Annotated in this window: 23 protein-coding genes and 1 other annotated feature; of the genes, 1 reads left to right on the top strand and 22 read right to left on the bottom strand. The window is 52.7% G+C overall.

Features of this window, described 5'->3' with window-relative positions; translation table 11 throughout:
- Nucleotides 1-14: 14 nt before the first annotated feature.
- The 6 genes from veg to metG all read right to left on the bottom strand — a co-directional run bounded on the left by veg (nucleotide 15) and on the right by metG (nucleotide 6,404).
- A complete protein-coding gene (veg, locus tag ACI7RC_RS25585; protein WP_019123171.1) occupies nucleotides 15-287 on the bottom strand; it encodes a biofilm formation stimulator Veg in 273 nt (90 codons plus the stop codon).
- A gap of 120 nt (nucleotides 288-407) precedes the next feature.
- Complete coding sequence (rsmA, locus tag ACI7RC_RS25580) at nucleotides 408-1,307, bottom strand: 16S rRNA (adenine(1518)-N(6)/adenine(1519)-N(6))-dimethyltransferase RsmA (protein ID WP_019123172.1); 900 nt, start codon at nucleotides 1,305-1,307, stop codon at nucleotides 408-410.
- Nucleotides 1,304-1,858 (bottom strand): ribonuclease M5, encoded by a 555-nt coding sequence (rnmV, locus tag ACI7RC_RS25575; RefSeq protein WP_408111004.1) that lies wholly within the window; start codon nucleotides 1,856-1,858, stop codon nucleotides 1,304-1,306. The genes rsmA and rnmV overlap by 4 nt, the downstream gene beginning before the upstream one ends.
- Before the next feature lie 204 nt (nucleotides 1,859-2,062).
- Nucleotides 2,063-3,073 carry a resuscitation-promoting factor gene (locus ACI7RC_RS25570; protein ID WP_408111003.1) on the bottom strand — a complete coding sequence of 337 codons (1,011 nt, stop codon included), beginning with the start codon at nucleotides 3,071-3,073 and terminating at the stop codon, nucleotides 2,063-2,065.
- A gap of 531 nt (nucleotides 3,074-3,604) precedes the next feature.
- Entirely contained in the window at nucleotides 3,605-4,381 is a 777-nt protein-coding gene (locus ACI7RC_RS25565) for a TatD family hydrolase (protein ID WP_408111002.1), read from the bottom strand.
- A 19-nt stretch (nucleotides 4,382-4,400) separates the two neighbouring features.
- Entirely contained in the window at nucleotides 4,401-6,404 is a 2,004-nt protein-coding gene (metG, locus tag ACI7RC_RS25560) for a methionine--tRNA ligase (protein WP_408111001.1), read from the bottom strand.
- Nucleotides 6,405-6,443: 39 nt separating this feature from the next.
- Nucleotides 6,444-6,704 (bottom strand) — a binding site (T-box leader).
- Between the two features lie 421 nt (nucleotides 6,705-7,125).
- On the opposite strand from metG, the gene ACI7RC_RS25555 reads away from it, so the two are divergent.
- Nucleotides 7,126-7,377, top strand: coding sequence for an AbrB/MazE/SpoVT family DNA-binding domain-containing protein (locus ACI7RC_RS25555; protein ID WP_019123177.1), 252 nt, complete (start codon nucleotides 7,126-7,128; stop codon nucleotides 7,375-7,377).
- Nucleotides 7,378-7,437: 60 nt separating this feature from the next.
- Here the strand turns inward: ACI7RC_RS25555 and ACI7RC_RS25550 are convergent, their stop codons facing one another.
- The 16 genes from ACI7RC_RS25550 to ACI7RC_RS25475 form a co-directional block, all read right to left on the bottom strand.
- Complete coding sequence (locus tag ACI7RC_RS25550; RefSeq protein WP_408111000.1) at nucleotides 7,438-8,982, bottom strand: hypothetical protein; 1,545 nt, start codon at nucleotides 8,980-8,982, stop codon at nucleotides 7,438-7,440.
- Between the two features lie 73 nt (nucleotides 8,983-9,055).
- Nucleotides 9,056-9,940 carry a 16S rRNA (cytidine(1402)-2'-O)-methyltransferase gene (gene rsmI / locus ACI7RC_RS25545; RefSeq protein WP_408110999.1) on the bottom strand — a complete coding sequence of 295 codons (885 nt, stop codon included), beginning with the start codon at nucleotides 9,938-9,940 and terminating at the stop codon, nucleotides 9,056-9,058.
- Nucleotides 9,912-10,265: a GIY-YIG nuclease family protein gene (locus ACI7RC_RS25540; RefSeq protein ID WP_019123180.1), complete on the bottom strand. Its 354-nt coding sequence runs from the start codon at nucleotides 10,263-10,265 to the stop codon at nucleotides 9,912-9,914. The genes rsmI and ACI7RC_RS25540 overlap by 29 nt, the downstream gene beginning before the upstream one ends.
- Entirely contained in the window at nucleotides 10,216-10,980 is a 765-nt protein-coding gene (locus tag ACI7RC_RS25535) for a tRNA1(Val) (adenine(37)-N6)-methyltransferase (RefSeq protein ID WP_019123181.1), read from the bottom strand. Before ACI7RC_RS25535 ends, ACI7RC_RS25540 begins: the two co-directional genes overlap by 50 nt.
- Nucleotides 10,981-11,043: 63 nt before the next feature.
- Nucleotides 11,044-11,418 (bottom strand): DNA replication initiation control protein YabA, encoded by a 375-nt coding sequence (gene yabA, locus ACI7RC_RS25530; RefSeq protein ID WP_026074591.1) that lies wholly within the window; start codon nucleotides 11,416-11,418, stop codon nucleotides 11,044-11,046.
- A gap of 41 nt (nucleotides 11,419-11,459) precedes the next feature.
- Nucleotides 11,460-12,275 (bottom strand): PSP1 domain-containing protein, encoded by an 816-nt coding sequence (locus ACI7RC_RS25525; RefSeq protein ID WP_019123183.1) that lies wholly within the window; start codon nucleotides 12,273-12,275, stop codon nucleotides 11,460-11,462.
- Nucleotides 12,276-13,259 carry a DNA polymerase III subunit delta' gene (holB, locus tag ACI7RC_RS25520; protein WP_019123184.1) on the bottom strand — a complete coding sequence of 328 codons (984 nt, stop codon included), beginning with the start codon at nucleotides 13,257-13,259 and terminating at the stop codon, nucleotides 12,276-12,278.
- 9 nt (nucleotides 13,260-13,268) lie between these two features.
- Complete coding sequence (locus tag ACI7RC_RS25515) at nucleotides 13,269-13,715, bottom strand: YaaR family protein (protein WP_019123185.1); 447 nt, start codon at nucleotides 13,713-13,715, stop codon at nucleotides 13,269-13,271.
- A 28-nt stretch (nucleotides 13,716-13,743) separates the two neighbouring features.
- Nucleotides 13,744-14,073: a cyclic-di-AMP receptor gene (locus ACI7RC_RS25510; protein ID WP_019123186.1), complete on the bottom strand. Its 330-nt coding sequence runs from the start codon at nucleotides 14,071-14,073 to the stop codon at nucleotides 13,744-13,746.
- A gap of 25 nt (nucleotides 14,074-14,098) precedes the next feature.
- Nucleotides 14,099-14,728, bottom strand: coding sequence for a dTMP kinase (tmk, locus tag ACI7RC_RS25505; protein WP_019123187.1), 630 nt, complete (start codon nucleotides 14,726-14,728; stop codon nucleotides 14,099-14,101).
- Nucleotides 14,725-16,212, bottom strand: a complete 1,488-nt coding sequence (locus tag ACI7RC_RS25500) for an aminotransferase class I/II-fold pyridoxal phosphate-dependent enzyme (RefSeq protein WP_408110998.1) — start codon at nucleotides 16,210-16,212, stop codon at nucleotides 14,725-14,727. Before ACI7RC_RS25500 ends, tmk begins: the two co-directional genes overlap by 4 nt.
- Nucleotides 16,213-16,346: 134 nt before the next feature.
- Complete coding sequence (locus ACI7RC_RS25495) at nucleotides 16,347-16,529, bottom strand: sigma factor G inhibitor Gin (protein WP_408110997.1); 183 nt, start codon at nucleotides 16,527-16,529, stop codon at nucleotides 16,347-16,349.
- A gap of 35 nt (nucleotides 16,530-16,564) precedes the next feature.
- On the bottom strand, nucleotides 16,565-17,596 hold the full coding sequence (locus tag ACI7RC_RS25490; protein WP_408110996.1) for a Rossmann-fold NAD(P)-binding domain-containing protein: 1,032 nt from the start codon (nucleotides 17,594-17,596) through the stop codon (nucleotides 16,565-16,567).
- Between the two features lie 26 nt (nucleotides 17,597-17,622).
- Entirely contained in the window at nucleotides 17,623-17,889 is a 267-nt protein-coding gene (locus tag ACI7RC_RS25485) for a pro-sigmaK processing inhibitor BofA family protein (protein WP_408110995.1), read from the bottom strand.
- A complete protein-coding gene (locus ACI7RC_RS25480; protein ID WP_408110994.1) occupies nucleotides 17,886-18,137 on the bottom strand; it encodes a DUF2508 family protein in 252 nt (83 codons plus the stop codon). The genes ACI7RC_RS25485 and ACI7RC_RS25480 overlap by 4 nt, the downstream gene beginning before the upstream one ends.
- 13 nt (nucleotides 18,138-18,150) lie before the next feature.
- Nucleotides 18,151-19,125 carry a CPBP family intramembrane glutamic endopeptidase gene (locus tag ACI7RC_RS25475; RefSeq protein ID WP_408110993.1) on the bottom strand — a complete coding sequence of 325 codons (975 nt, stop codon included), beginning with the start codon at nucleotides 19,123-19,125 and terminating at the stop codon, nucleotides 18,151-18,153.
- Nucleotides 19,126-19,309: the final 184 nt, after the last annotated feature.

The following is a 19,309-nucleotide window of genomic DNA, read 5'->3' as shown; positions in this document are numbered from 1 at the left end:
AGAACCGAGAGGCTCTACTGTTGAACAAAAGTAATGCGAATGTGCTCATCGTCACGGCAAACCGTCAGTTCCACGGTTTCCGTCAGGATGTCAGCATAACTATACGAAACTCTTTCAAACAACTGATCGTCATCGAGCTTGACGACAAAGACAGAGGGGTATGTTTCTTCGAGGATGCCCGTCCTTTCGACGGTCTTTCGGCGACCGCCATTGGCTTTTAACATGATCCTCTCGCCAATGTGGAGGTCTAAACTGCGTTTAATATCAAGTAACGCATTTCTAGCCATTTGTTTCACCCACCTCGCTTGCTTCTATTATAACAGCCTACGATTAGTGTGTCAAACAAATTTAAAATTATAGCAACCAAATTCAGCTTTTGTCAACGATGATTTTTTGTAGAAGCATGGCTAATCTAGGCGAATCAAATTTCGCCGCGATATCTCGTTTGCGATCGCAGCAAACTCCTCTATTGCAAGCGTCTCTCCCCGCCTGCCCGGATCGATCCCCACAGCATTCAGCACCTCAGCCGCCAGCAGTTTTCGCTCCTTGCCAAACAAGCTTGTGATCATGTTGTTCAGCAAGGTTTTCCGGCGCTGACCGAAGCTGGCGCGAACAACTTTAAAAAACAGGCGCTCATCGTTCACTTCCACCGGGGGCTGTTTGCGAATCCGCAGGGAAAGTACGGCTGAGTCGACGTTCGGCTTGGGGATGAATACGCTGGCCGGGACGATCATTTCTACTTCCGGGACAGCGTAGAATTGGGCGGCTACACTGAGCGACCCGTAATCCTTCGTGCCCGGCTTGGCAGCGATTCGATCTGCCACTTCCTTCTGTATCATGACCACGATGGACTCCAGAGGCAGTTTCTCCTCCAACAGCTTCATCAGGATCGGGCTGGTCACATAGTAAGGCAGGTTGGCGACGACGCTAATCGCCCCGCTCCCGCCGAGGCGCTCCGCGATTAGGCGTTTCAAATCAAGCTGTAAAACGTCTCCGTGAATCACCTCGACATTTTCGTAAGGAGACAGCGTCTGTGCCAGTATCGGCAGCAGTCTCTGGTCAAGCTCTATCGCCAACACGCGTCCGGCAGCCCGGCACAGCTGCTCCGTCAGTGCCCCAATGCCCGGTCCCACTTCGATGACCGCCTTCTCCTTTGACAGCTCGGCCGCCTCTACGATGTTGTGCAAAATATTAGGATCGACCAGGAAGTTCTGGCCAAGGCTCTTTTTAAAGGAAAAACCGTACTCCTCCAATATTGCCCGCGTTCGAGTCGGTGTGCCGATATCTTTTTGAATGGGTGTCGTCACTTGGTATTCTCCTCTTCATCCAATCTGGCAACCGCCGCCCAAAACTCCTCACGGCTGATCTGGAAGGCGTTCAAGCGCTTTTGCAGCTGCTTTACATTTGCGTAACCGATCCCCAGCAGGTCGCCCAAACGGAGCCGTCTTTTGCTCGCAGACGCCCCTGCCGCCAGCCCGGCTGTAACCAGGTCCTCCAGCGTGATCTCGCCGGCCTGCTCTGCCATCTCTGTGTGTATGCCGGCCAGCGCCTGGCGGATTACCTCTGGAGATGCGTGCTCCACTCCCACTTTCCCCTTCTTGCAGCCGTCTTCACGCTTGATAAAGGCGTGTTTGCATCCCGGAACAGCCTGGCTGATGATTTTGCGAATCCGCTCCCCCGGATAATCGGGGTCGGTAAAAATAATGACGCCGCGTTTCTCCTGTGCCAGGCGAATTTTTTGAATGACGGCATCGTTTATCGCCGATCCTCCCGTCTCAATGGTGTCAGCGTTCACAGCACGCAAAATGGCGGCCGTATCGTCACGGCCCTCCACGACAATTAATTCCTTTATTTTCATAAGCTACCTCTTTTCGACCTGTCCAACATTTTCTCAAAAAAATTATACGTAAAGTTGTCCCGGATATGAAACGAAACAGGCTGATCCTGCGTAATAATGTATAGGAGAACCTTCCCCCATTAGATTTATCTAAAAAGCTTACCATATTACCTCGAATGAAAAAAGCAAAAAGACAAGGAGAGTCTCCTTGCCTTTCCATCATAACTATTCTTCCGGCTTTTTCGGACCGATGATATACACGGTTTTCCCGCGTTTTCTTCCAAACCTTCTAGCCTCTGAGCTGCTTTCGATGTAGACGTCAATGATGGAGCCTTTTATTGCGCCGCCAGTATCTTCGGCACGGCGATAGCCGACGCCTTCGATGTACACCCACCATCCCAGAGGTATGACATTGGGATCTACGGCGACTGTCCTGCCTTCGGTAGCTCTTACGCCTGTTGCCGTCCGTCCGTGTCCGCCGCCGGCATCTGCCGAATAGGCGGTCAATGTAACGTTGCTCAGCACCTGTCTCGCCCTGTCAACCGCCCCGCCGCGTGAAGCCAGAAGCGGCGTACCCGTTCCATAAGCGAGAACGCGGTCACGCTTGGCATTTACGACGTCGGTCTTGATTAATTCACGGGAGACTTCTTTTCCATCGACCAGCGTAAGCTTGTAGTGCAAGCGGGCTATACCCTCCTTGCCTTCCTGCAGCACACGGCTTTGTCCTTTGGCCAAGGAAGAATCCGCCTGGCGAATTTCCTGATAGGGAACTCTTTGTTCGACCTGGACCACTTTTTCATCCACTCTCGTGACGACGATGTTAGTGGATGGGGTAACGGTTGCCGTCAATGCAGGTTCGACCCGATCCTGTTTGCGAAGCTCAATCCCCGCAGCCTGCAGGATCTTGTCGACACTCCGTTCGACCGTCCGGACCTTCTTCGTCTGCCCATCTGCCGTCACAGGTATTGCCCAGCTCAATTTTACCTGAATGTTCAAATCTTTTGTAATGGGTGTTTCCGCTGCCGGGGCAAGTATATCGGCATCACTGATTTTTATGTTTTGTTCCTTTAGGAACTGCTTTACATTGCTTGCCATCGTTTGATACGACTGAGTTACTCCATCTAAGGTGAGGGTCACTTCTTTCGGCTGGGTTGACAGGATGAAGAAGTAGCTCAGGACGGATAACGCTATGACGGCAGCCCCTCCCAGTACATACGGAAGAAGCTTTTTGGGCATTATCCTGTTCTTCTCTATTTCCATTTGCCACACTCCTTTTAAGAAAAGCTGTCCTTGAATCGCCGGGAGGTGTCCAGCTTCCTCTCCGCAGCGATACATGTCAGAATTCTGAACCGCAAAGACTGCCTTTCTTTGCCGTTAGAGGACTTTCCCAAAAAATTCCTCCTCATGCAAGAGCTAAAGTCTGTTTGATTTTATGCTACTTTGCTCCATTTGTCAAATTCTATCTCCTCCTCACATGGATCCAAGCCCCGGAAAGGGCTTGTTATTCGCGGGTCCTACTAGCTTCATGGGACAAAGCTTAGCAAATCCTGTTCACGAATAATAGGCACTTCCTGTCGAAAGCAGCTTGTCGACTATCATTTTTCTTTCGACAACGCTAAACAAAAGGCAACTATACTTTACCAGTTTATGCATCATGGTCTTTCCGGAGAACGAAAGTATGCAAAAAGGTCCCGCACAAAAGTCGGGACCTTTTTTGTAGACAAGCTTATCGCCCAGACAATAAGGCATAAGCGGGGTCTTTATCCTTTAGGAACGGGCTGGCAGCCGGAACAGCCTTTGTGCGTTATCCCCTGTGATCTGGATCATTTCCTCGTAGGACAGACCGCGAAGGTTCGCCATTTCTTCCGCCACCAAGCGCACGTATCCGGATTCGTTCCGCTTCCCGCGGTAAGGATGGGGTGTCAGGTAGGGACAATCCGTCTCCACCAACAGCCTGTCAAGCGGCACCTGAACAGCTACTTCCTTAGGCTTCTTGGCGTTCTTGAACGTCAACGGCCCGCCAAAGGAGATGTAGAAGTTCATCTCCAGAGCAAGCTTTGCCGTTTCCCAGCTTCCGGAGAAGCAGTGCATGACGCCGCCTACCTCCTCCGCTTTTTCCTCCCGAAGGATCTTGATGACATCCTCATGGGCATCGCGGTTGTGAATCACGATCGGCAGTTTCAACTCGCGGGCCAACCGGATCTGCTTGCGGAACACCTCTGCCTGCACATCTTTCGGAGATGTGTCCCAATAGTAATCCAACCCCATTTCCCCAAGGCCAACCACTTTGGGATGGCGGGTCAGCTCGGCGATCCACTCCAGATCGGCATCGGTCATGTCTTTGGCATCTTGCGGGTGCCAGCCTATCACGGCGTAAATGAATTCGTAACGCTCCGCCAGCTCCAGGCAGGTAGGAATCGTCTCTCTGTTAAACCCGATGTTAATCATGGTCGAAACGCCGTTTTCACGCGCACGGCTAATCACTTCATCCCGGTCCTCGGCAAATTCCGGCGCATTCAAATGAGCATGTGTATCAATTAACAACGGTTGTTCATTCCTTTCGTTATTTGACAATGGCGCCATTTGGCATCGACGGATCCACGGTAGCCACTGTCAGCTGATCGCCGGCCGATGCCGCCAGGATCATGCCTTGCGAAAGCTCGCCGCGCAGCTTCACCGGCTTTAGGTTGGCCACGACGATGACTTTTTTGCCGACTAATTCCTCCGGTTGATAATGCTTGGCGATGCCCGAGACCACCTGTCTTTGCTCATAGCCCAGATCGAGCTGGAGCACGAGCAGCTTGTCGGCATTTGGATGTTTGGTGCAGGCCGTCACCTGAGCCACCCGCAGCTCCACTTTGGCAAAGTCGTCAATGCCGATCTCTTCTTTGGCGTCGGCCGGTTTTCCTTGTTCTTCTGGAGCAGTCACTGTTTTTAGCGCCTCCTGTTTCTTTTTGTTTTCTTCTGCTTGTTTGCGAGCCTCTGCAGTCGAAGCATCGATGAAAGCCAGTTCCTGTTCGATATCCAGACGCGGGAACAGCAGTTCCTCCCGGCTGACCTGCACCCCTGCGGGAAGAATCCCCCAAGCCCCCGCCGACTCCCAGCGCCTGGCCGCGGGAGTATCCGCTATGCCCAACTGGCGCCAGATTTTTTCCGGAGTCTTGGTCATAAACGGCTGCAGCAAAATGGAGATGATCCGAATGCTTTCAGCCAGATTGTACATCACCGTTCCCAATCTCGCCCGGTTCTCATCAGACTTGGCCAGATTCCACGGCTGTGTTTCATCGATGTACTTATTCGTCCGGCCGACCAGTTCCCACAGATGTGAGAGGGCATTGCCAAAGTGCATCTGATCGAGGTGCTCTTCAACCAGGCCGCGCGTCCGTTTCGCCAATGCGATCAACTGGTCGTCGAATTCACCCGGCTGCTCCGGAGCGGGAATGGTGCCGTCAAAATACTTCTCAATCATCGCGACCGTCCGGCTGACGAGGTTGCCCAGATCGTTGGCCAGGTCAAAGTTGAGGCGCTGGATAAAGCTTTCCGGAGTAAATACGCCGTCTTGCCCGAAGGCGATCTCGCGAAGCAGGAAATAGCGGACGCCGTCGGAACTGTAGCGGTCGATCAACAGCTTCGGATCGATGACGTTGCCTTTTGATTTCGACATCTTGCCGTCAGGCATCAACAGCCAGCCGTGGCCAAATACTTTTTTCGGCAGCGGGAGATCCAATGCCATCAACAGGATCGGCCAATAGATGGTGTGGAAGCGAAGGATGTCCTTCCCGACGAGGTGAACGTCCGCCGGCCAGTACCGCCGATACTTGCTGTCATCTTCGCTGAGGTATCCCAGTGCCGAAATGTAGTTTGTCAGCGCGTCGATCCAGACGTAGATGACGTGCTCCGGATCCTGGGGCACCTTAATTCCCCAATCAAACGTACTGCGGGAAACGCTCAGATCCTGCAGGCCCGGCTTCAGAAAGTTGTTGACCATCTCATTGCGGCGCGATTCCGGTTGAATGAACTCGGGATGCTGCTCGATGTACTCCAGTAGTCTGTCCTGGTATTTGGACATGCGGAAAAAGTAGTTTTTCTCTTTGACTTTTTTCAGTTCGCGGCCGCAGTCCGGACAGATGTATCCCTTGTCCGTTTTTGCCTGCGTCTCGGTCCAATACGATTCGCACGGAACGCAGTAATACCCTTCGTATTCGCCCAGGTAAATGTCGCCCTGATCCACCAGACGCTGAAATATTTTTTGGACGACATCTTTGTGGCGCGGCTGGGTGGTGCGGATAAAATCGTCGTACGAAATGTCCAGGCGATCCCATAGATCGCGGATCCAGTCGACGATCGGGTCGATGAATTCACGCGGCTGCTTGCCTTCACTGGCAGCCCGCTCCTGCAGCTTTTGTCCATGCTCATCGGTTCCCGTCAGGTAGTAGACATCGTAACCCTGCAGCCGTTTGTAACGGGCCATGGCATCCGCGGCAATCGTCGTGTAGGCGTTGCCGATGTGAAGCTTGTTGCTCGGATAGTAGATCGGTGTCGTGATGTAATAAGTTGGTCTGGTCATCAATGACCTCCTCCTTTTTAATAAAAAAGGCCCGCCCCGATATGGGACGAGCGCTTTACTCGTGGTACCACCCAACTTCTCCACTCTCTCGCAAGCAGTGGACTTGGCAAGTCGACATCAGACTTCGCTGTAACGCAGCATGCGTCGTTGGCTAGCAGCGGCAATCACACGCTTGAAAACCGGGCTCACCAGCGAAACTCGGGGGCCATCTTCAGCTTTCGTCCTTATACCGGTTTCCACCAACCCCGGTTCTCTGGCGATAAGTCTCTAAAAGCCTACTCTTCCCGTCATCGTCTATCATTCATCAATAATCCTATTGTATACAAGGTTAACCTCTCCTAAACCTACTGTCAAGACAGGCAAGCGTTTCCGTAATTTTGACAAATCTTATTCGACAAAAAACGTCTTATCGATCAATTTACCAAGAGAACCATTTCCAATTGTCAACATACCACAAAAATGTAAAAAATGAAAATTAACGGGCGGAGGATTGACTATTATTTACATTAATATCATATAAATAGGTTATTTACCTGGAAACTTGAAGTATTTTAGTGAAAATAGCATCCATCAATGCAAGGAAATGTCAAAAAGAGATTGACACCTTTTGGTATCATTGGTATGATAAAAGACACAATGATTTTGTCGAATCATGGCGATTAAAATCAAATTACAGAAATAAACGGACAATTTTTGCTATGAGAGAGGAGACGTACCTATCATGAAATCAACAGGTATTGTAAGAAAAGTAGATGAACTTGGAAGAGTAGTGATTCCGATTGAATTGCGCCGCACCCTGGGAATCGCTGAAAAGGACGCTTTGGAAATCTACGTGGACGGTGAACGGATTATCCTGAAAAAGTACGAGCCTGCCTGCATTTTCTGCGGCAACGCTGACCAAGTGACTTACTTTAAAGGCAAAATCATTTGCCGTGACTGCATCTCCGAAATGCCTGTTTCGCAAAACCGCTAAGCTTCGGACAACAGTAAAGAGGCAGCCTGATTCATTCAGGCTGCCTCTTCGTTTGTTCGATTACTGTTGGTTGGTTACGGTCCGCTGCTGTGCCTGCTGTGCATCCATCCAGCTCCGTTTGGCGTCCATCAATCTTTTTATTGCTTCGTTTTCCGGCAAGTTATTTTGCCTGAGCAGCGCCTGGGTAAGAATCATATCTTCCAGCGTCAGGCTGTAGTAATCGGGGTAGGCGTGCGGTGTCAGATCCCGGTACAGGGCGTAGTACAAATCCGAGTTCGGCTTGATCCACAAATCCTGCGTATCCTCGATGCCTCGCTGCAGCAGGTCGATGTATTCGCGCTTCTCATCGTTTGGCGCATACAGGTTGCTCTCCAACAGGTAGTTGAGGATCGCAATGTGATGATTTAGCGCCGTATGGGAGACATGCTCCATGGATGCATCGACATAATCAGACAAAAGGTATCCGCCGTTTTCGGTCTGCAGACTGGTCTTGTCAATGTACTTGTACAGGAAGGATTCCCATTTTTCCAGCGCCTGTTGGATAACCGGATCGGGATACATCCGATTGTACCGCAGTAAAAAGGTAGCATTGTCGGCATTGCGGCGATTGTCGAAGTAATGGCTGTCGATCTGATAGTCTTGAAAGAGCCAGTTGGAACGGGGAGCTGTCTCCCAGTAGCCCTGTTCGTTCTGGTTCTGCACCGCCACATAGGCCAGGTGAGTTACCATCGCATAGGTCAAGCCGCCGTACTGGGCCTGATTGGAGTCAAATACATGGCGCAGTCCGGTAATATTGGCCGGATTACGGTAATAGGAATCCGGCGAGGACGGAAAGTAGGTAAGCGGCGTGGTCTCGTACAAACCGTCTACGCCAAGCTTGCGGAACGTGTCTTTATCCATCTGCTGCGCCAGTTTGGCCGCCTCTGGTATGGCATTTTGGATCAGCGGGCGGGTCGACAAGATGCCCCAGGTTTGCGACGCCTCCTGTTGTTTTCCGGGCAGCTGGAACTGATAGCGGGTGTCCTTCTCATTTTTAATCCGGTTAACCGGAATATTCCCCACTAGTTTAATCACAGTGTCTCCCTGCGGCGTATACAGGTCAATCGAGCCAATCCGGCCATTCAGCTTGCTGCCTTGCGCGTATACCGGTCTGATCGGCATCGGCGCAGACTTGGCTTCCGAATACCACCCCTGCCATTGTCCCTTGTAATTTTCTCCGTCCTCGGGAATCAAGTATTGGTGGGAGATGTAAGGATCGTTGATCTGCACCGTCATATAAGTCGTCACCGGCTTTTCCGACTGCTGCTGATTCCCAAAAAACAGCACATCGTTTTTCGCTGTCTTGACCAACGTCAAGGTAAATTTGGTTTGTCCCCCTTCATCCTCGTATGTATACGTGGTGTAGGTCGCCTGCTGGTATTCCTTCTGCTCGACTTTGGGCGGGGTGAAGCGGGACCACCCTTCTACCGTTATCAGAAAGTCCGTTTTTCCGTCTTCATCCACATCAAGCTTTATGGGCGGATTTGGTTTCTCTTCTGCGAACGCTGCACCGTAGCCTGGCAAGAAAATGAGGCAGGCCAGGATCGTCGGTATCCATTTTTTCATCTCGTTTCTTCTCCCCATTTCTTCTGTCTGTGATCTCTTTATCCCATGTTGTCAGGCACACTCCATAAATCAGCTAAATCTGCCGATGGTACTCGTTGTACACATCGCGCTTTGATAACCCGCGCTCTTGCGCCGTCTGCTTCATCGCCTCTTTCATCGTCATCCCTTGGCCCAGGTAGTGATCGACATGCTCGGCAAGTGTCATCTCCTGCCACCAGGCGGCATCCGGCTCAGTCCCGCATGTCTCGTCAGCTTCATCACAACCATGCACAACAATGCAAAATTCGCCGCGAATCTCCCCGGCCTCCAGCCAGTCGATCAATTCTGTCAGCGTACCGCGGACAAACTCCTCGTAACGCTTGGTCAACTCCCGGGCCAAGACAGCTTGCCGGTCCCCTAGAACCTCGCGCATGGCCTCCAGGGTTTTCAGAATCCGGTGGGGCGCTTCGTAAAAGAGCAGGGTTTCCTGGTACTTTTTCACCCGCTGCAGTTCTGCCAGACGCGGCTTCTTGTCACGCGGCAGGAAGCCGCAAAAGACGAATCGTTCCGTAGGCAGACCGGAAGCGATCAGCGCGGTCAGCGCCGCATTTGCGCCCGGTACCGGCACGACCGCAAAACCGGCCGCCACCGCCGCTTTTACCAGATCCGCCCCCGGATCCGAGATTGCCGGCAGACCTGCGTCACTTACAAGAGCGATCTTCTTTCCCTCCGCCAACCACTGCAAAAGTCCCGCTCCGCTCGCCTCTTTGTTGTGTTCATGATAACTAACCGTGCGTTTCTCAATTTGAAAATGCGCGAGCAGCTTACGCGTCTGGCGCGTATCCTCGCAGGCGATGACGTCGGCCTCGCGAAGGGTCGACAGCGATCTGACCGTGATATCATCCAGGTTGCCGATAGGCGTGGCGACGAGGTACAAAACGCCTCCTGCATCACCGGTAAAGCTCTGTTGAACATTCATCTCCCGCCCTGCCCCCTTCCGCCAAACACTTGGCTCCCGCTTCAATCAGGCGTTCTTTTTTGGCACGCGTCAGCCGCTTGATCTCCTCCTCGCGCTGCTGGCCCCACGAACGGCTCGCGCCTTCTTCCATGTAGACGAGCTGCACCGGACCGCGGCCGCGCGTGTACTTTGCCCCTTTCCCGGCGTTATGCTCCGCTATCCGCCGCGGCAGTTCGGTCGTATAGCCCGTGTACAGAGAGCCGTCCCCGCAGCGCAGGATGTAGACAAAGTGGCCTTTATGCGAGGGAATCCCGCTTGCCGAAGTAAATTTCGTACAGTTCTTCACAGTATTCTTCCCCTTGCTCGTACACAATCAACGGCGGTTGAATCCGCAGCTCCGGTTTTCCGCCGCGCATGCCCTCGATCAGCACCATGTTCGGTTCGGCGTCGCGCCTGGGGTGTACGAGCCGCATCCGCTTCGGCTCGATACCATACTGGCGCATCAGGGACAAGATGTCAATCAGCCGACTGGCCCGGTGCACCAAGGCTACCTTTCCGCCATTTTTGACAAGCTGGCTGCTGACGCGAATGACATCCTCCAGCGTAAGCAGGATTTCGTGCCGGGCGATGGCAAAATGGCTGCGGCTGTTCGTTTCACCGCTTGCCGCCGGCATGTAAGGAGGGTTGCAGGTTACCAGGTCGAATTGTCCGTAACCAAACAGCTGGGGCGCTTCTTTAACATCGCCATGGCAGATCTTGATCCGCTCTTCCAAACCGTTGAGTGCTACGCTGCGCCGAGCCATGTCAAACAGCCGTTCCTGAATCTCCAGGCCTGTGAACACAGCCTCCGGGGAGCGCGTGCTCATGATGAGCGGAATCGCTCCGTTCCCCGTGCACAGGTCCATTACTTTTCCCCGCTTGGGCAAAGAAGCAAACCGGCTGAGCAGCACGGCATCCATCGAAAAGCAGAACACTTCATGGCTTTGGATGATCCTCAGATTATGGGTGAGCAAGTCGTCAATTCGCTCTGTTTCATAAAGCGAAACGTTTCTTTCTGGCATTCGCTTTGTACTCCTTCTGTAAGGGGAAAAGCGACCCATTCCGGATTGGATTAGGTCGCTTTTTTATTTTTGAGCAGCACCGTTCAAAAATGATAGGCAGAACAGGCAGTCGCCTTCCTTGCGCAAACTTCCGTAATGAACATTGCATATGTGAAAACCTTCCGCATACAAGCGGGCGAGATTATCGTAGCCTTCTCCTACGATTCGCTGTTTTCTCTCCGGCAACCTTTCCTTCAACACAGCAGGCTTTGCGGCAGGTACAGGTTCTAGCGGTTTGGCAGTCAGTCGGTTGCGCAGATGCTGGTTTTCAACAAGCAATTGGCCATTTTCCTCCATCAGGCTGACAATGACATCTTTCAGTTCCCCGATTTCCTGGTACAATTCACCAATTCTCTCTTCTATACTTCCTATCTTTATGAAGATTTGTTGTTTATCCACAAAACCACCCCATCCCGCTGCCCATGCCCTGCATAAGCCCTTTATTCAGCCGCCATATGCGCTGTCACAATCTCATCGAGGCTAAATTCCATCACGCGTTCCGCCTCTGTAAGATCCACTTGTACGTACCGATCAAGGATGTTGACACTGACCACCTTGCCTTCACCCATCGGTGTGACCACAGGTGTCCCAATATCAGGCAAATCTTCTTTTGCGCTTTCGTACAGGTCGTTTTCGTACTTCAGACAGCACATCAGTCGTCCGCACAGACCTGATATTTTAGCTGGATTCAGCGACAGACTTTGATCCTTGGCCATTTTGATCGAGACCGGTTCAAAGTCGCCGAGAAAGGTTGAGCAGCAAAGCAATCGGCCGCAGGGACCGATCCCTCCCAGCATTTTCGCTTCGTCCCTGACGCCGATTTGCCGCAATTCGATCCGCGTGCGAAATACGGATGCCAGATCCTTCACCAATTCGCGGAAGTCCACACGCCCGTCCGCCGTAAAGTAAAAGATGATTTTGTTGCGGTCAAATGTGTACTCGACATCCACCAGCTTCATGTCCAGTTGATGCTCTTGAATCTTTGTCTGGCAGATTTTGAAGGCGTTTTTGGCAGCCCGCTTGTTCTCGTCTACCTGCGCGGCGTCGCTTTCGTCGGCGACGCGAATGACCTTCTTTAACGGGAGGACAACGTCCGAATCGTTTACGGTTTTGCGGCCAATCACTACTTTCCCATATTCAATCCCGCGAGCGGTCTCTACGATCACGTGTTTATCTTTGTCGACGGGTAGTTGCTCAGGGTCAAAGTAGTATATCTTTCCCGCTTTTTTAAAGCGGACACCTACTACCTCGTACACTCATAATCCCTCCTGGAGTTGAAGAACTAGCCGCTCCAACGCCAACTGCGGATTAGCGTTCCGTCCTATTCGACTTCTTGTATCCATTGTCAGGCCGATCCCGTGCAACAATTCACCTTGCGTCCATTGTAGGGCTTGTCCCTCAAGCACATCCCTTTGGTCGCTGTTAATCAATTGCGCATGCCGGCCTACTTGCACATAAAGGATATCCCGCAGCCAAAGGATGAGCAAGTCTAAAAAGAGTGATAGTTCTTCTTTTAATCGATCGTTTTTCAAAAACTGTTCGTGTATGGTAAACAACGCAGAAGAACTGCGCTGCTTTATTTCCTTAGTCAATTGTATCACTATGCTTCGAAGCTGTGCAAATCCATCTGACTGGCTTATTTCCCTGGCTTCATCCAAATGCGACGTAATTTGGGAAGCGACACTGGCCACCCCTGCCGGAATGCCTTCCGCGGCAAGCCGGCGAACCAGCTCGCTGGCCGAGAGAGGTGAAAACGGGATCACCTGGCACCGGGAGACGATCGTCGGCAAAATCGCGTGGCTGTTTTCTGTCAGCAGCAGCGCGATCACGCCGGCGGGAGGCTCCTCGAGAAACTTCAACAGGCTGTTGGCCGCCTGCAACGTCATCTTGTCGATGTGCTCCAAAATGTACACCTTGTGCGGGGACTCCAACGAACGCATCGTCATCTCTTTTTGCAGAGACCGCACCTGATCGATTTTAATCGACTCTCCCTCGGGAGATATCGTATACACATCCGGATGGTTGCCGGAGTTGATCCGGCGGCAGTTGAGGCATTCATCACAGGCATCCGCCTCGAATCGGGTACACAACAGGGATTTCGTCAGATGAATCGCCATTTGCTTTTTCCCGACGCCTCTTGGTCCGGTAAACAGGTAAGCATGGGCCAGGCGGTCATGGCGCAAGCTCCGGGACAATATCTCCGCGACACGCGGCTGCTCAGTAAATTTCTCCCAACTCATGACATCCACCTAAAAGTACAGATTAATCAACATCCCGCGAATTTCACCGATTCGCGCCAACAGATCGATCATCGGCGCCTGCTCGGCAAGCAGGTCGTCGGCCAACTGAGTCAACCGCGAATCAACTTCCTTCAGAATCTTGTACAATCGGCTTCGGCCGCGCCGATTGGTGCTGCGCCGGTCCGAAAGCGCCACCCCAAACCGGACCGCTTCTTCCATAAAGCGTTTTACCATGTTTTTGTACGCGTAAAAATCGTGTACAGAACGGGAGCGGGCGAGGATTTGGCCCTGCTTGTCAATTTCGTTTAACAGCGTCGTCAAGCGTTCATCCGACAGCCGCTGCCCTTCGTTTTTGAGTATGTCTCCAAACCGTGCACGGTCTGTTTGCAGGTTTTTTCTTGCATCTGCTCCTTTGGTTACGCCGAGCGGCGCACGCAATCCCTCGCCGATTTTCATCTCCACACCCCGTTCTCATTTCGTGGTTTTAAAACGAATGGAATTGCTCTACATCAAGCACGAATACGGCGGCTCCTCCCACCTGCACTTCCAAGGGATACGGCAGAAAGGAATCCACAGCGCTTCCCAGCGGGGATACGGGGGTCACCATCTGTTGACGGGATTTACAGCTTTGGCGAATCAACTCAATCACTTCCGGTACGTTCTCATCCGCGGTACCGATGAGAAAAGTCGTATTGCCGGCCCGCAAAAAGCCGCCTGTACTCGCCAATTTCGTCGCCCGGAACCCTTTTTTAACCAGTAATTGTGACAGGCGCCCACTATCCTTATCCTGCACAACGGCGATTACCATTTTCATCGTATCCCATCCTTTCTACTTGGTTTTATGTTAGGCGGTGAAGCCAATTTAACATATCGCGGGCAATCTCCTGGGAAACCTGCTCAATCGGCCGATTGGCCGCAACCACGCGAACGCGTTCCGGATGCCGTTTGGCGATCTCGGCAAATCCCGCACGCACCCGCTCGTGGTAGTCAGCTCCCCTTCGTTCAATCCGATCCAGCCCCTCCCGTTGTCTCAGACGAACCTGCGCCTCTTGCACAGAAAGGTCAAGCATGTACGTGCGATCCGGAACAAGTCCGGCAGTGGCAAATCGGTTGATGGATTCAACGGTCTCGATCGGAAAGCCCAGTCCGTACCCCTGGTAAGCAATGCTCGCGTCAACAAAGCGGTCACAAATGACGATCTTCCCGCTTTGCAGGGCGGGCATGATTTTTTCTTTGACGTGTTGGGCTCGGGAAGCCGCATACAACAGCACTTCCGTATGATCGAACATCTCCTTGTGCTTCGGGTTTAGCACAAGTTCTCTGATTTTATCTCCAATGTCGGTACCGCCCGGTTCGCGTGTCACAAGCACGTCGTAGCCTTTGCTCTGCATAACCTCTGCAAGGTTGTGCACCTGTGTTGTCTTTCCCGCTCCGTCCGGTCCTTCAAAGGTTATGAACAAACCGCTCACCAACGGTTCCTCCCCAGTACGATTTGGATCTCGTTCAATTGTGGATCTTTTACCCCGTGGAACCGCGTTCCGCTCTCCTTCAGCTTTTGCAATAAGCTGATCGCCTGCTGGTCAATCCGCTCTCCCGGTACGAGCAGCGGAATGCCAGGCGGGTACGGGATCACCATTTCTGCGGCAACCGCGCCGATCGCCTCGCTCAACGGCACAGACTGTGCGTCCGCATCGGCCGCCTCGTACATCGGCATCGCCTGCTCGCGGGTGAAATGGGATGCCAGCATCCCGGCAGCAGAGGCGTTTTTTGCCCCATCATCATATAGCGGAGATCGGGCATGCAGGGTATTCCATACCAATTCGACATCCTCTGCTAAAGTTCCTGTTGACGCAGCCAGCAGGACATGACCTAATTCAGCCAATTCAGGAAAAATCCCCTGCGCTTCCAACTCTCCTTGCAATTGGAATCCTGTGATGGCCCTTGTCCTGAAACACAGCATCAGTTTAAACGGATCCAGCGTGGCATACACGCTTTCTTCAGTGACGGCGGGCAGGGTTACCCAGGAGAGGGTTGATACCCGTTCGCGAAATTGCTGCAAACAGGGCAGCACCTGATCCATTTCTTTTCTCCCTGCTACCACCATATGACGGCGCGCCAGGTCAAGTGAAGCCATCAACGGATATGAGGGGCTTGATGACTGTATCATCGCCAGTATGCGAAACAGGCGATCCCGATTCAAGCGATTGCCTTGCACGTGCAGCATGGAGGACATCGTCATCGCAGTCGACATTTTATGCGTTGACTGTACGGCAGCATCCGCCCCTGACTGCATGGCAGATGCAGGCAAGTCGGGGTGAAAACCGTAATGACTGCCGTGGGCCTCATCCACCAAGAGCGGTACCCCAAAGCGATGGACAATCGAAACCAGCTTCTTCAGGTCGATGCCCATTCCGTAATACGTTGGATTCGTGATGAACACCGCCTTGGCATCGGGGTGCTCCATCAGCGTCCGCTCTACGTCCTCACGCCGCAGACCAACCGCTGCCCCTGTAACCGGGTCTACGGCTGGAACGACAAAAACCGGCTTGGCCCTCGCCAGCAGAATTCCATTGTAGACTGATTTATGGCAATTTCGCTGGACTATGATTTTTTCCCCCGGCTTGCATGCAGTCAGGATCAAGGCGATATTGCCCGCTGTACTGCCCCCGACGAGAAATCTGGTCTCCTCGGCGCCGTACGCTTCGGCAGCCAAAGCCTGGGCCTCGCGAATGGCGCCTTCCGGCTGATGCAGATCGTCCAGGCCGCTCAATTCGGTCAAATCCAGCGGCAGAATAGGGCCATACCATTCCCTGCCACCGCGGTCGAAGCTTCTGCCCATCTTGTGGCCGGGTACGTGAAACGGATGCGGGTCCCGCATGGCATGACGGGTTAACGCCTCGAACAGCGGAACGCGTTTTTGCCGTTCCCAGAAGGAGTGATGATTCTGAAGCATCCGATCCACATCCCTTACGTCATCCTGATACATGTATTGTACCATGCAGGGACACGGTTTGGCTTGTGAATGCAAAAAGGGCACCAGCTTTTTCGCGGATGCCGCTTTTGGGTAGCGTCGCTTCACGTAGGGATTTACGCGTTCTCCTTTAACCAAATACGTCTCATTTGCTTAATGAAGAAAGGGTATTTTTCGTCCAGTACATCCGTTTTGACCATCTCTTGCTCACAAGGGTGGCAGATGAACTGATCCCAGATGGCAATGCCTACCGTCCGTTCCTCCCCGCAGACAATGCAACGCTGGAGGGGTCTATCCATTGTCATGCCCACCTTTTTCCTTGAACTACCAACCATTATACCCTATTATAAGCAGCTCCATTCCAAATGTTCGTGTTTTGGCCATATGTGCGATAGGCCAGCCCCGCTGCCTCCGCCTCCGCAAGGGGGTAGCAGGAACAAGCGTCAAGCACGATTGGAGAACGCATCCTCCTGGTGATTTCCTCCAGCGCTGCTTCGCGAATTCGCTGATCGGCATCGGTAATCAGCAATACATCAGCCTGCTGCAGCGTATCCAGCGGGCTGTCGAAAAATTGCCAGCCGTTGCCTGCAACGTTCGTCTTCCCTGCTCCGGCAGGGATGTACAGCCTCACCTGTTTTCCCTGAGTGATATTCAGAAGTTTGGTCCATGCAGAGGAGACCTGTCCCCAAAAAGCGATCACTTCTACGTTCGTTTTTTGCAGTACGACCTGCCACTGCTGGTGCAGCCAGTTTTCTGTCTCCTGGGCAGCGCAGCCGATAGGAAGCCGGCAGGTCGGCGCAAGCCATCCTTGCCCCACCCGCTTGTCCATTCCAAGGGCCTGAGCCACTACTGACAGCCTGGCACCCGAGCGGTCGCATTCCGTGCCCATCAGCTGGTAAAAACGATGCTTCCACTCGAGATAAATCGGCAGATGACGAGCGATTTCATCCACCTCAACGCCGCGGCAAACCAGAGAAATCATGCCTTGGCGGGCCAGCAGCCGCCGCAGGCGACCGATCCAGGCACTCCCCGCCATCCCGCCGATGACGGCCCGGTTGTCATGCTCAAACAACAGCAGGCGGACCGATTCATACAGATGGCCATTCCGATCGTTTAGCTGATCGGCCAGATCGTGCCTGACCCGGTCGCCATACAGGAGGACGAGCGATCGGGTATCGCTGTGAACGGGAAGACGGCGTACTTTATCGGCATCTTCTGCTTGCAGAAGCAGGTGTCCATCTATCTGCAGGTCCCCTGCCCGGGCCGCTTCGCCGCTGGACAACAGGCGGAAGCCCCGCCTCCTTAGCTCAGCACAACCGCTGTTCGGTTCACCGTAGTAGATCAGCGTAAGCTTGTCTTCATCCACCTCCCGCTGCCTCCCTCCTGTTGGTTTCACACGATGTACATCTTAATCGCAACGAGCGCAAGCAGTCCCGGCACCCGCAGAAATCCCACCAGCAGAGCCGTTACGGGATTAATCGGCACATGAAAGCCGACGATCTCCCCGATCAGATTGCCGAAGAACAACAGGACGGCGCCAATGACCACGTTTAAAGCTGCCAGTCCAATCCATCTGAGGGGCCCCGCCATCGAGTGGCTGGCTGTAACCACTAGCAGCAAACCTACAACGACAATGGCAATGATCCAACCAATCGTCATGCTCCGCCCTCCTGCCGCCCGCTATAAGAATACTCTGCGCGGGCCCTGTCCAATAAATACATATACCGCTTCTCTGTCAACAACAGATAGTAAATCGCATCGTCGATTTCCTCCTCTTCCTCCGTGTTTCTCATCGCGTGTTCTGCCATTTGCCACTGTTTTTTTGCCTGTTCCACCGCGTCCTGCAGATTCCCCCATTCGCTTTTTTCCGGAAGGGAAACCCTTTTCCTGGAAAACCAAGTGACCATGAAACCTCACCCCTTACAAAAAGTAGAAAAAGACGCTCGCGGTATTGTTTAAACTGTGCAGCATCACCGAACCCCAGATCGATTGAAAGCGATGCCTGATGATTCCCAGCGCCAGGCCAATTGCGAACAGCGGCAGAAACAATGCTACATCGACATGCACGAGTGCAAACCAGAAGCTGGAGAGGAGAATCCCCCAGACAGCACCCCAGCGTCTTACCAAGTACGTCTGAATGATGCCGCGAAAAAAAATCTCCTCGGCAAAAGGTACAGCCATGCCGATGATCACAAAAGGCAGCAGCCCAGTCAGCCAGTTGTTCGCCTTGGCTTGGACGATCTCGCCCTGGATCCCTTCCTCCCGCTCGGATGTCAGCGCGAGGTTAAACAAGTCGGCAACCGGCTTTGTCAATACCAGGTCGAGAAACAGCAGTATACATACAAAGACGACAATGACTGTGAGCAGCATGCGGCCCGGTCTGACCACCCGCGTCAGTCCAAGTGCCGCTGGCCGCCAATAAAACATGCATCCGGCGATCAACAGAATAAACCACTGCAGCGAAGCCGATTCTATCAGGCTTCCGACCGTTCCTGGCTGAAACAGCGGATAACTGTAAGAAAAGGCGTAGAAGAGCAGCATGATGTTGTTGAGAATCTGCAGCCAGGCGATCGCATGGAGCACATCCATCCCGGTAACAACAGGCGGACCGATTCTCCGGCCGAGCCGGGATCGATCGTAGAGAAGGGCGGCGACAAAACCGATGGCGAGCAGGAGACTAAGCAGGATCGTTCCCATCAAGCAAAAGCTGATCCATGGCGTCGGCTCCGCTTCTGTCGCAGCCACCCACCTCCCGTTCTCATCCAGGGAGAAGCGGATCGTCGCGAATTGACAGATGATCTGCAGAAAGTAGCAAATACAGAGAAGAACTGCCCACGTCTTCGATTTTTGCAAGCGTGCCTTTTGCTCGGGAAAAAAACCTGATTCAAGTAACATGTACTACACTCCTACTCTCAATCTATGTTTCTTCGTCCCAAATAATTAAAAAAAACTTCTATCGAAGCCCTTTCGAAGAAGCTGGTACTTCTTTAGCGGAAGTCTTTTATCCCGATAGGAAGTAAACCTTCCTGTGCGGAAAAAAAACTACGACTGACCAATTATCTAACAAGGATTTCCAATC

Source organism: Brevibacillus sp. B_LB10_24 (assembly GCF_046036945.1).
Taxonomy (GTDB): domain Bacteria; phylum Bacillota; class Bacilli; order Brevibacillales; family Brevibacillaceae; genus Brevibacillus_C.
Note: the sequence above shows the minus strand (reverse complement) of the source record. Positions and strands in the feature narration are given on the sequence as shown.